Source organism: Campylobacter mucosalis (genome assembly GCF_013372205.1).
Taxonomy (GTDB): Bacteria; Campylobacterota; Campylobacteria; order Campylobacterales; family Campylobacteraceae; genus Campylobacter_A; species Campylobacter_A mucosalis.
Genome location: NZ_CP053831.1, coordinates 1,313,012 through 1,325,951 on the forward strand (window position 1 = coordinate 1,313,012; position 12,940 = coordinate 1,325,951).

The window sequence follows — 12,940 nt, forward strand, 5'->3', positions numbered from 1 at the left end:
CTTTTTAACCAGAAAAATATTAACAAAATTTAGCTAATAACTGGCTTTTTTGCTCTTTAAACTCTTCAAGCAAGGTGTTTAAATTTTGACTTGATTTTGGGTTTAAACCAAGCATTTTAGCTACCATTTTATAGTAAATTTGTGGGCTTTCTTTTAGATTTATCGGTGGTGCTTTTTGGCTTTTGCTTAGTTTAATGCCATCTTTTTTTAAAAGCTCGTGGTGTAAAATTTCGCAGTTTTGAAATTTGTAATTTAGCTTGTTGGCTAAAAATTTTTGAGCCTGTGAACACTCAAATAAATCAGCTCCACGAACTATGAAATTTACGCCTAAAAGCTCGTCATCAACGACACTTGCAAAATTGTAAGCCACAAATCCGTCCTTTCTAAAAAGCACAAAATCGCCCAAATTTAGCTCACACTTTATCTTTAAAGCAGTCTGACCTGAGATAAATGGCAAATTTTTATCTCTACAAATTCCAGTGTAAATGCCGTTTTTATAAGCATTTGGCGTGTGTTTAGAGCAACTGCAAAAATATGTATCTTTTAAATTTTTAACCGCTTGTTTGTAAATTTCGCTTCTAAAGGCTGAGCTAAATTTTGAGCGAAACTCCGCTAAATTCCTAGCCCCTGCGTCATAATCAAGCCTTAAAAACTCCAAAACATCAAATATATTTAAAACATACTCATCTTTATAACGCACTAAATCATAATCATCAATCCTAAGGTGCAAAAAGCCGTTTTGTGAGCGTGTAAAAAGATATGTGATGATGAAATTTATAGCATTTCCAGCGTGTAGATAACCGCTTGGAGTCGGTGCTATGCGTGAGATTGGCCGCCAAAGATAGCGGCCTTGTTTATTAGTCTCTTGGTTTAGCCTCATTAACTCTTAGAGCACGTCCGCTAACCTCTTTGTTGTTTAGCTCCTCAATAGCTCTTTTTGCTGCATCATCATCAGGCATCTCGACAAAACCAAAACCTTTTGATCTGTTTGTCTCTCTGTCTTTTACTATCTTTGCACGTACAACCTCGCCAAATGGCTCAAAAGCCCCCCTAAGTTCTGATTCTGTCATACGATATGACAAATTCCCCACATAAATATTCACAAGAAATCCTTTAAAAATTTTCCGAAAAATTTCGGTTCTCTTAATCATATCTAAAATTTCAAAAAAAGGTGTAAATTTTTAAGAAAAAATCAAAATTTTAATAAAAAACGTGTAAAATTTAGGAATTTTTCTTATCAACATACTGGGATATCTCTATTAAATTTAGATCCGGATCTCTTATGTAAATGGATAAAATTTGCCCCAAAGCACCAGTTCTTTGGACTATGTCGCTATCAAGCTTGATATTATTTTGTAGCAATCTCTCTTTTACTAAATTTATATCCATTTTAGTTACAAAACACAAATCAGCACTACCACAGGTTGGATTTATGGCGTGTGGCTTTATCTCGTATAAAACTCTACCGAACGACTAATATCGCTAACGGTAAGCACAAGATGATCAAGCCCAGTAATATCAAGCATTTACAAGCTCAAGTAGTAAGTCGCTCTTTAGGCTGTCGCTTGTTTGTTTGCTAGTTAGCTCACTTACGATAAACAAGGCAAATTCCAGCGATAGGGCAGGTCCTTTTGCAGTGATGATATTTTTATCTTTTACCACGTTTTTTTCGCTTGTGTATTTTGCGCTACCTGCTTTGATGTTACTCTCAAAACCAGGATAGCAAGTAAAGCTATCTTTTAGCACACCAGCTTCGCCAAGCACCATTGGCGCGGCACAAATGGCAGCTAGAAATTTCCCCTTTGAGTCAAAATCACGCACAATCTCAATCACATTTTTATTTAAAGCAAGATTTGAAGCACCAGGCAAACCACCTGGCAAAACAATCATATCAAAGCTCTTATCACCAAACTCATCTAGCGTGATATCGCTTTTTACGATGATATCGTGAGTGCCTCTGACAAAATTTTGGTTAACTCCAACAAGGCTAACAGCCACACCAGCTCTACGCAAAATATCAGCCGTAGCCAGTGCCTCAATCTCTTCAAATCCATCAGCTAAAAGTATCGCAACGCTTTTCATACTATCTCCTTTAAATTTCAGGCCATTTTACAACTATTTATTAAATTTATATAAAATGCTTTTGATTTTTCAAGAAAGGATAGAAAATGCAAGTAAAAATCACTTACTGCAACTCTTGAAACTATCGTCCAGTAGCTTCTCGTGTAGAAGATGAACTTCTTAAAAATTTCGACGATATCAAGGTTGAAAAGGTTATAGGAAGCGGTGGAAATTTCATCGTTGAAGTTGATGGCGACATCATTTTTTCAAAAAAAGATTTGGTTGGCACAAATGAAGCCAGATTTCCAAATGCAAATGAGATAACTGCTCTTATTAGGGCCAAAGTCTCTTAAGATAAAGGGGCTTAACGCCCCCCCCCTTTTTTTTACTAGATGTCGATCTCAACCTTTATGTTTTTATCTGCTTCGATATAAACGGTTTCGCCGTTTGACTCACATTTATAGACGTTGCTTTTGTTTGTATCTACTTGATTTTCCTTATCGCCTACTACATTATGCTTATCATTTAGCATTTTTAACTCATTTTGTTCAGTTAATTGCTTAAATCCTTTTAGCTTTAAAACATCGTGCTGGTCGCCTACAATCTTAAGAACAGTATTAACGCTCTTATCACTTGCACTTACATTCTCAATAGGTTTTGGACTTATCGTGCTATTACTACCGCCATTTATATCGATAACTTTATTTTTAGTAACAACACTATCGATGATATCTAGGGAACTTCTTGCGTCTAAAGTCATCTCAACAGCGCCATCTTTGCCGTTTGCGCCCATTTGGATCTTTTCAAAACTGTTTAGTTTCTTATTAAGATCTGCAACTTTTGTAAAGTCGATGTTATCCATCACGATTAGCGTATCTGTACCACCTTTTGCGTCGATTGTTTTGTTTGTATCATATACAAATTTCTCATCTAGGTTGCTACCCTCTATCGTATTTTCATTTTGCTTTAAACCGATAAGGTCGTTTGACGAAGAATTAAACGAACCATTTGGTATAAATGCTTTGTTTTTAGATATATTATCACTGCTAATACTAGAATCTGATGTAGATGAAATATCTGCAGAAATTTTACCATTTTGTTCCAGTGCTTTAACATAACTATTACTGTATAGATGTGTGCCACTTCCAGTAGTGCCAACGGTTTTATAATTAGAACCGTCTGTCTTGCTTACATCTATATTTAAAGCAGCAGTACCTTCCATATCAACATAATCAACGCTTATCTTATAAAATCCAGCTTTTGCGGCATTAAACGAGCCAGTCGCAGGAACTAAAGAACCATCGACAGGATTTGATTGAAATACTGTACTTGTTATGGTCTTGCCATCAATACACAAAGTAGATTTGTTATTATGACCGCTCGTTTTAAAATAATAAACACCAGGTGCGTCTATGTATATATATCCATCCATTTTCACTATAACATCCGTGCCAACAGGCAGTGCTTCTCTTAGAGTATAGTTATTTGGTGTAAATTTCGCAGTTTCATTTACATCTATATCGCCATTGGTCTTACCCATAGCGCTAGATCCAAAGCTTAGCTTATCTGCCGTAGCTGTTGCACTTGGCTCTTTCTTGTCTAACCATTTTTTGTAGTTATCTCCTGTTTGAATATAGCCTGACTCGCCGTTTTTTTCTTCACTAGTCATAACAAGCTTATCTCGGTAGTTGTAAAAATACATATCAACGTCAAGACCGCTATTTTTGATAATCGTATATGTTTCTCTAGTGACGTTACCAGCGGCATCAGTATGCTCTACTAGGTAGTTTTTACCCTCTGTTATACCAGTAATACTATTAACAAAGTCGCCATTTGAGTCAACACTAGCAGTTGTTGGATTATCTAAATCATCTAGGTCTATAATCTTAACTGTTTTAGATGTATTTGCTGCGTTGTCATTTTGTGTATCAGAAACGTTGCCTTTAAAGTCTAGGTTGTAAGATGAGTCTTTTTTCGTAAATGACGCATCTAAATTTTGTATCGTATCAGGTGTGATATCTAAATTTACCACAACATCAACAACACTTTTTCCACCTTTAGTAGTTATCTCGGCTCTAAATTTATCATTTTCCTCTTTTAAATCTAGTGCAGAGATTTTGACTTTATCATCTGGATGAACTGATGTGGTGTTCCATGTAACGCCATCAGAAGTCGTAGCATACGACTCAGCTCTTCCGTCAGCTCCTATTGTGATCTTAATAGCTTTATCACCTTTGCTAAAGGCGGCATTAGATACAACATAAGTGCCATTAGAATTTAACAGACTAACAAATCCACTCTCTTGCGCGTTTATGTTAAACACAAGAACAGGTGTAGCGTCGTTGGTTAGAGCAACCTTAGATGTTCCTACGTTAGAGTTATCTACCGTAATCTTAGCACTAGCACCATCTATGGTCACGGGACTATTACTGCCTGCTTTTAGGACACGGCTTACGCTATCTTCGTAGCTATCTAGAACGATGCTTGGTAGACTAGATTTGAAGTTAAGTGTTGTAGTTTTTTCATTCCCTTTGCCATCATTATCTTTATCTACTACTTCGTATGTTATACCGATAGTCTCTTTACCACCAGATTTTGCAACGCCTTGGCTAGCGTTATACTCATAACTACCATCTTTCATATCAATAGTAAGTTTTGAGCCCTCTTTTGTTGTGATAGTAAGTTTTGAGCCCTTAATAGTCGCGCTAGTATTGGGTGTAATAGTATCAGTAGCAAAATCATAAGTGTATTTTATACCCTTTGTGCCATTATCATTTATAGTTATAGATACCTCTTTTGCACCATCTGCACCAAATGCAAAATCTACGCCGTCACTATCAAGAGCGCTATCTTTATGAGCAATTTTACCCATTGCCAAAGCTACTTCAAATTTTAGATCTTCAAATAGTCTAGCATTTTTATCTTTATTGTTTATGCCGTCATAAGCGATAGGATTGAGGTCTGCTTGCTTAACATCTTTACTTAACATAAACGCATCAGAATCGATTTTGTTATCTACAAGAAATTTTTTCCAAATAGCCTCCTCCGCTTCGCCAATGCCATTATCTGCTTTAGAGCCACCTTGGTTTGTCAAAGTACCTGCAGATCCATCGCTAACAGTTGGCTCGCCATCAGATATGAAGTATAGTTTATTTTTAGCATTACCACTTAATTTGCCGCTATCTTTAAATTTATCCATTACCACAGCAAGTGCCGCATCATAGTTTGTGCCAGCGCCTATATCAAGATTAACATTATCCCATAAACTCTTTAACTTATCATAAGCATATTCTTTATTTATAATATCTTTAGCTTCGGCTATACTCATCCACGTTTGACCATTTGAGTCTAGGACTTTTGCAGTTTTTGCAAATCCAACAATACTAATCTTTACATTATCACTACCAAGCTCCTGATACTCATCAAGCATCTTTAAAATTTTCTCTTTGGCAATTTCTAACCTCGTATCCTTTTCGCTAGTTTTATAGTTCTTTCTTTCAGTATCCTTATTAGGGTCATCATTTATACCCCAAAGCATACTTGCAGAAAAGTCAAGCACAAGCGTGGCATTTACCTGCTCAGCAAAAGTAACTTCTATATCTTTTGTGGCATCTACATAAAACTCTGGCGAATCATCTTCGATATTTATCTTAATATCAGCTTCAGCTGTCGAGCCAAATGTATTTGTAGCCTTAACTTTTAAAGATGTAGATAGGATATCTTCGACATTTTTTACAGTATATTTTTCGTTTACTGAGTGATCAATAGGCTTGTTTAGGACCGCATTTACTTCGCCTGTGTTTGCATTTAGTGTGACTTTTAGCACCTCTTCACTACCAGCTTTACCTATCATGGTGTTATCGTCTGATTTCTCCCATACTACCGTTACTCCACCTGATTTCAAACCACTATCTGTGTTGCTTGGAGCTACAAATGCAAATTTAACCGCACTAGAACTTTCTGCGGCAATTGTTTTTACCGTCGTTGCGCTATCCGTAGCATCGCTATCACCCCTAGTATCTTTAATGCCACCAGCTAAACCCTCCTCTGAAACATTCATGACAATCTTACCGTCAATAGTATCTGTGTCAGCACTCACCTTGATGTTTATCTTATCTGTTAAAGTTGATACATCTATACCATCAGTAGGCCAATTACTATCTACTTTAACTTTAGAGTAATCATCATCACCAGCTGTGCCGCTTATAACGCTATAAGCCACTGTAGTTGCGGGCGTACCTGGATCCACTTTAAATGAAATAACATCCTTATCCTTATCATTACCCTCAACAGCTCCACCACTACTACTTATTTTGTCTTTTATTGTATCAGGAGTGTCTTTTGAATCTGCTAGGACACTAGGAATAGCAAAGCCGCCTTTAGCATCTTTTGGGTTAGTCGCGATAGAACTCTTGTTGCCATCAATATCTTGAGTGTCGTTAGGTGCACCACCTATGCTAGTAAACCAAGCTACTCCATCATCGCCAAAAGTGCCTAAATCTCTATAATCCGCATTTACATTTGAATAGTGTCCACCATCTGCAAAGTACGCTGGATTTATCTGAGCAGTACCACCTTCCCCACTACCAGCACTGCTACCCGCTGCGGTTTCTTCTAGGTTAGAAAGATCGATACCTGCTAAAATTACCTTTTGTAAATCAGCAAGATCAGCAACTACAGCATCTTGCCCAAAGCCACTATCTTGTGTCACACTAGAATCTAGCAAAACACTATCACTTGCTCCTATATCCATTTGTTTGCCGTTATCCATCGACAATACAGCATTTGTGTTTCCAATCGTCTTTACAACCTCACCTGCAAATACGGCATCTCCTACTTGCAAAATCCTTTGATTTCCATTTGTACCAACTGCCAAAGCATAACCACTTAGTTGTTTTACCACTCCAACTTGCAATAACATTACATATTCCTTTTTTATTAATTCTTATTATAAAGGGTCGGATTATATCAAATGGGGGGGGGGTTCGTCAATTGTGCCCATGCACAACTATACTATAAAGCCCGTTAATTTCTTAATATGTCATATAAAATTTAATGAAAAGTAGATTGAAATTTCAGTCAATCTCTACACCCAAAAAACATCAAAAAGTAAAACTTTATTTAAAAAGCATTATAAATTTTAACATTACTTTAAGTGGGGGGGGTAAAATACCATTGTGATTTCTACAATAATTTAAGGAGTTAAAATGAAATTTTCAAAGATTGCATGTGTTGCACTTTTAAGTGCTAGTATATCTACGGTTGCGTTGGCTCAACCAAATCAAAATGTGGCAAATCTAATTAAGAACAAAGAGAGTGAATTAGTTAGAACAGCTGCTTATAATAAAATTCTTAAAGCCGTAAATGAGTTGGGTAGTATTTACGGTGAACTAAGCAAATGGACCGGAGACAAAGGTACTTCTGATACTGATATAAATACAAAAATTTATAAAGCTCTTGAAGTGATAAAAACTGAAAAAACCAAAATTACAGAAAGTGGATCTATCCAACTAGATGGCAAAGATGGTTCAACATTAACAATAGATGAACATGGAGTTATAAAATTAAAAATAACAGGCGGTGATAACACAGCGGTTGATAATGGTGGTCAAGAAATAGCTATATCTCTTGATGAGTTTAAAAATAGCGGCAACATTCATGATAAGATAAATGCTATGTTTGCAGAAAATAACAAAGATGTTTGGGAATCGTTTGTAGAACAATTTAAAGAAAAGCACAATGAAAAAAAAGAGGAAAGAGAGAGTGCTATAGACAGTGCTGTGGAAAATATTATAAAACAATATGACACAATAGATGAAAAAGACGATCAATACAAAGCATTTGTTGTAAATAAAGATTTTATACTAAATAAAATCCAAAATGATGTAAAAGAAGGACAAGCTAATGTCACAGAAAAACAAAAAGAATTAAACCAAGCAATAGCAGGTGTAAAAAAAGATACGCTAACACTTCGTAGCACAGACAAAAAAGCAATTGAAAAGCAATCAACTGATATTGGTGCACTTACAGATAAATTGACTAAAGCAAAAGATCAAGGTGGTAATGCCGATTCAGATATTAAAGCAAAAGCCGACGCATTAATAGCTGCCATAGATGCAGGTGTAAAGCTGCAAACTAAAGCAAACAATGGCAAGCTGCTAACCAAAGAAGACGTTAATAAGATTGTTGCTGGCACTGCGACTGCGACTGATTTTGATGGTCAACAAACTGACTTAACAGACAACACAAAAAAAGCTAATGTTCTAAACGCACTTATAGGTGAGAATAACAATGCTGGTGCTCAAAAGGCAGTAGAAGCTGCAAAAACCGAGATAGGTAAAGTAACAGGTGCAGTAGCAGCTGTAACACACGCGGAGTCTGAACTTTCTGAAATAAATGAATTTATGGCTAAGGCAAACAAAGTTATTGCAGAAGTCACTAGCAGTTCAGATATTGCAGGAGATAAACTAGGAGCCCTCAAGAAAGCCATAACAGAGAAGAAACCTGACCAAATCGCAAAAGCCCAACAAGAACTAAAAAACGCAGCTAATGCTCGTGCAACAGGTGTAACAAAGGTTGCAAACCTAGAAGAGAAACAAGGTGAAGTATTAGGATCATTTACTGATACTGTCTTAGCAAATGATACTGTAAAATCTATAGTAACCTCATATAATGCAAAAGAACTTGCTGATACTGCAAAAGCACTAAACACATCAATAGAGCAAAGCCAACGATCACAGAACAAAGGTACATCTACTGATATCATAATGTTTAATACAGGACTTGCTACAAACACTCGCTTAGCAAAACTATCAAACCCATTTAATGCAGACCTAGCACTAGCACAAGCTATTAATGAGCTAGAAGGAGAAACATTTGCTGATGCTGGTGATAGTCTATCAAGTGTAATAAAAGAGTATACAAATAGATTTAACCATGATAATAACCTATGGGGTAATATCTTTGGTGGTAAAGGTAAAATAAAAGACTCTGCTAATCCAAGCATTTGGGGTGTAACACTAGGTTATGATAAAGCATTTGATAACACTATAGTTGGTGGATTTATCAACTATGCAAAAGTACAATCAAAAGATTCACAAGTAAGAAGTGAATCTGATAACTATAGCTTTGGTGTATATTCAAGAAGCTACTTTGATCAAAGCGAGATAGATGCTAAGATTGGATATGGATTTGGAAGAAATGAACTAAGCAGACATGCAATGGATTCTAAGATAGGTACTTCAACAGGAAAGTATGATAGTAAATTCTTTGATGTAGATGTTGAGTATGGTTATGTATTTGGTTTAGGTAATGCTATGTTTATTAAACCTATAGCAGGTCTATCATATACTCATATTAAACATGATGGCTTTACAGAAGATGGTAATGTTCCTGCTATATTTGGTAATACAACTCTAAAGACACTAAAAGCAAAACTTGGTAGTGAGTTTAGAGTATATACTGATAATGCAGGCTACTTTTATATAACTCCTGGTGTAGAAAGAGAACTTAGTAAGAGTGCAAATGACCTTAGTGTAAAATTTGTAGGTTCTAGTAAAGATGTAGTGTTTGATGCTGATAAGAAAAAGAATACATACATTACTCTTAAGACTGGTGCTGAGTTTAAGATTACAAACAATCTAAGCACAAACATTAACTTTGGTGCAAAAGCTAAAGCAAAAGAACAATACTACAATGGAACACTTGGAGTTTCTTATAAATTCTAAGATACATACAATAAGTATGCATACAAACATACAATAAACATACATACATACTAAACAGCTAAGACTTAGGTCTTGGCTGTTTGGAAGTATGACTTTATAATCCTAACTTTATAACTCTAACTCAACATAAATGGCATGGTTGTGATATTTTGTAAAAAGATTACAAACTCAATGCAAGAAGCCATTGACATAACGACACAAAGACGAAAAATCCAAGATGAATACAACAAAGCAAACAGCATAACGCCAACATCTACAAAATGTTTTTAGGTATAAAAATATGTAGATATTTATATAACAGCTGTAAGGGCTGATATTACGTGAGATTCTGCCATAGCTTATCATTTATTTAATTTTTTAATATGACAGAATTTTAGCTGATTTTAGAGATACAATCTTGTACGGATGCTACATAATAGTGATAAAGTTAAGATTAATAAATTAGATTAATGAGTTAGGATTATAAAGTCATACTTCCAAACAGCCAAGACCTAAGTCTTAGCTGTTTAGTATGTATGTATGTTTATTGTATGTTTGTATGCATACTTATTGTATGTATCTTAGAATTTATAAGAAACTCCAAGTGTTCCATTGTAGTATTGTTCTTTTGCTTTAGCTTTTGCACCAAAGTTAATGTTTGTGCTTAGATTGTTTGTAATCTTAAACTCAGCACCAGTCTTAAGAGTAATGTATGTATTCTTTTTCTTATCAGCATCAAACACTACATCTTTACTAGAACCTACAAATTTTACACTAAGGTCATTTGCACTCTTACTAAGTTCTCTTTCTACACCAGGAGTTATATAAAAGTAGCCTGCATTATCAGTATATACTCTAAACTCACTACCAAGTTTTGCTTTTAGTGTCTTTAGAGTTGTATTACCAAATATAGCAGGAACATTACCATCTTCTGTAAAGCCATCATGTTTAATATGAGTATATGATAGACCTGCTATAGGTTTAATAAACATAGCATTACCTAAACCAAATACATAACCATACTCAACATCTACATCAAAGAATTTACTATCATACTTTCCTGTTGAAGTACCTATCTTAGAATCCATTGCATGTCTGCTTAGTTCATTTCTTCCAAATCCATATCCAATCTTAGCATCTATCTCGCTTTGATCAAAGTAGCTTCTTGAATATACACCAAAGCTATAGTTATCAGATTCACTTCTTACTTGTGAATCTTTTGATTGTACTTTTGCATAGTTGATAAATCCACCAACTATAGTGTTATCAAATGCTTTATCATAACCTAGTGTTACACCCCAAATGCTTGGATTAGCAGAGTCTTTTATTTTACCTTTACCACCAAAGATATTACCCCATAGGTTATTATCATGGTTAAATCTATTTGTATACTCTTTTATTACACTTGATAGACTATCACCAGCATCAGCAAATGTTTCTCCTTCTAGCTCATTAATAGCTTGTGCTAGTGCTAGGTCTGCATTAAATGGGTTTGATAGTTTTGCTAAGCGAGTGTTTGTAGCAAGTCCTGTATTAAACATTATGATATCAGTAGATGTACCTTTGTTCTGTGATCGTTGGCTTTGCTCTATTGATGTGTTTAGTGCTTTTGCAGTATCAGCAAGTTCTTTTGCATTATATGAGGTTACTATAGATTTTACAGTATCATTTGCTAAGACAGTATCAGTAAATGATCCTAATACTTCACCTTGTTTCTCTTCTAGGTTTGCAACCTTTGTTACACCTGTTGCACGAGCATTAGCTGCGTTTTTTAGTTCTTGTTGGGCTTTTGCGATTTGGTCAGATTGTTTATTTTGTATAACATTATCTAGTGCGGTAGATTTAAAAAACGCTATTTCTTCGCTACTAGTAATTGTCGCAATAGTTTTATCTGTGTCAGTCATAAGTTTGTTAGATTTTTTAAGTTCGCCGTTTGCTGTGTCTACTTTTTCTATCTCTTGCGTTATTTTTTCTATTTCTGTTTTTGCTATTTCTTTTGCCTGCAGAGCGCCACTAACACCAACTTCACCTATAAGGGCATTTAGAACCGTTCCTATATTGGCATCTCCTGTTAAATCATTTGCATTACCATCAAAATCACCTGCAACCACTTTTACCTTACCAGCACCACCAGCAAGAATAGCATCAATGTCATCTTTAGTTAGAAGTGTAGCTTCTGCATTTTTTCTTTTAAGTTTTACACCTGCATCTATGGCTGCTTTTAATGCTGTTGCTTTTTGTATGTTATTTTCTTGTTTTGATTCTAAAGGTTTTGCATCATCTAGCTGTTTTGCAAGTGCGTTAATAGCCTCCGCTTGTTTAATTATCCCTGCATTGTCTTTTCTTAGTAGATTTAAATTATCTGCAACTACTTTTTTTACCGCTTCATCTACTTTACCTTGAGCATCTGTAACAGCTTTTTCTTTTGCGGCTATGTCTGCTTTAATAGCATTATCTATAGTGCTTTTATTTTCAATGAATGCTGAGTACTGATCATCTGGATCAACCACGCCACCAGCAGCTTTTACAAGATTTAATGCTTCTGTATTTATTTCTGAGTCTCTACTAGCTTTTAACCTATTGTGTTCTTTTATAAATTCTTCTATAAATTTATCCCAAACATCTTTATTGTTGTCAGCAAACATCTTTTCTATTTTGTCATTATTTTGACCGCTACCACTTTTAAAATCTTCAAGAGTTAAAGTTATCGCATCAGAGCCACCATTATTAACTGCTGTGTGTTTGCCACTATCCTCAGTTATAATTAATTTTATATCTCCATTTGTCTCTATTGTTAGTTTTGAGGTGCCACTTGCCACTTCAAGTTTTTCAAGACCTTTAATATTCTCCTTATTGTCTTTGATGGTTTTTAATGCATTGTAAATTTTTGTATTTAGCTCTGCTGAGAGACCATTTTTACCGTCTCCAGCTGCATCACCATTCCAGTTTTTTAAGTTGGCATACTTTATGTTTTGTAAATCCTTTATGGCTTTCATAATATTTTGATAAGCAGCCTCTTTTGTTGCTTGGTAATTTTTTGCACTAAGCAACCCAGTTAGCTGATCATTATCAGCCAATGCAACCGTAGATATACTAGCACTTAAAAGTGCAACACATGCAATCTTTGAAAATTTCATTTTAACTCCTTAAATTATTGTAGAAATCACAATGGT

Annotated in this window: 9 protein-coding genes and 1 pseudogene; 3 read left to right on the forward strand and 7 right to left on the reverse strand. The window is 35.2% G+C overall.

The window, feature by feature from the left end; genetic code table 11:
• Positions 1 to 19 precede the first annotated feature (19 nt).
• The 5 genes from CMCT_RS06845 to CMCT_RS06860 form a co-directional block, all read right to left on the reverse strand.
• Positions 20 to 880: a glutamate--tRNA ligase family protein gene (locus CMCT_RS06845; protein ID WP_034969179.1), complete on the reverse strand. Its 861-nt coding sequence runs from the start codon at positions 878 to 880 to the stop codon at positions 20 to 22.
• Positions 858 to 1,103: an RNA recognition motif domain-containing protein gene (locus CMCT_RS06850; protein ID WP_034969176.1), complete on the reverse strand. Its 246-nt coding sequence runs from the start codon at positions 1,101 to 1,103 to the stop codon at positions 858 to 860. Before CMCT_RS06850 ends, CMCT_RS06845 begins: the two co-directional genes overlap by 23 nt.
• 118 nt (positions 1,104 to 1,221) lie before the next feature.
• Positions 1,222 to 1,389, reverse strand: coding sequence for a VOC family protein (locus CMCT_RS09325; protein ID WP_244948640.1), 168 nt, complete (start codon positions 1,387 to 1,389; stop codon positions 1,222 to 1,224).
• Positions 1,390 to 1,445: 56 nt separating this feature from the next.
• Positions 1,446 to 1,526 carry a VOC family protein gene (locus CMCT_RS09605; protein ID WP_425321204.1) on the reverse strand — a complete coding sequence of 27 codons (81 nt, stop codon included), beginning with the start codon at positions 1,524 to 1,526 and terminating at the stop codon, positions 1,446 to 1,448.
• Positions 1,519 to 2,082 (reverse strand): DJ-1 family glyoxalase III, encoded by a 564-nt coding sequence (locus CMCT_RS06860; protein ID WP_034969173.1) that lies wholly within the window; start codon positions 2,080 to 2,082, stop codon positions 1,519 to 1,521. Before CMCT_RS06860 ends, CMCT_RS09605 begins: the two co-directional genes overlap by 8 nt.
• 86 nt (positions 2,083 to 2,168) lie before the next feature.
• Here CMCT_RS06860 and CMCT_RS09460 point away from each other — a divergent pair, with 86 nt between their 5' ends.
• The gene (locus CMCT_RS09460) at positions 2,169 to 2,414 is read left to right on the forward strand and encodes a SelT/SelW/SelH family (seleno)protein (RefSeq protein ID WP_257791967.1); all 246 of its coding nucleotides are present in this window, start codon (positions 2,169 to 2,171) and stop codon (positions 2,412 to 2,414) included.
• A 35-nt stretch (positions 2,415 to 2,449) separates the two neighbouring features.
• Here CMCT_RS09460 and CMCT_RS06870 read toward each other — a convergent pair whose 3' ends face one another.
• Positions 2,450 to 6,982, reverse strand: coding sequence for a retention module-containing protein (locus CMCT_RS06870; protein WP_034969171.1), 4,533 nt, complete (start codon positions 6,980 to 6,982; stop codon positions 2,450 to 2,452).
• A 286-nt stretch (positions 6,983 to 7,268) separates the two neighbouring features.
• Between CMCT_RS06870 and CMCT_RS06875 the strand changes: the two genes are divergently transcribed.
• Together CMCT_RS06875 and CMCT_RS06880 are read left to right on the forward strand one after the other, a co-directional pair.
• A complete protein-coding gene (locus CMCT_RS06875; RefSeq protein ID WP_176325079.1) occupies positions 7,269 to 9,788 on the forward strand; it encodes an autotransporter outer membrane beta-barrel domain-containing protein in 2,520 nt (839 codons plus the stop codon).
• A 123-nt stretch (positions 9,789 to 9,911) separates the two neighbouring features.
• Positions 9,912 to 10,049 (forward strand): annotated as a pseudogene (locus tag CMCT_RS06880) (hypothetical protein); the annotation flags it as partial.
• Between the two features lie 299 nt (positions 10,050 to 10,348).
• Here CMCT_RS06880 and CMCT_RS06885 read toward each other — a convergent pair.
• Positions 10,349 to 12,904, reverse strand: coding sequence for an autotransporter outer membrane beta-barrel domain-containing protein (locus tag CMCT_RS06885; RefSeq protein ID WP_176325080.1), 2,556 nt, complete (start codon positions 12,902 to 12,904; stop codon positions 10,349 to 10,351).
• Positions 12,905 to 12,940 lie beyond the last annotated feature (36 nt).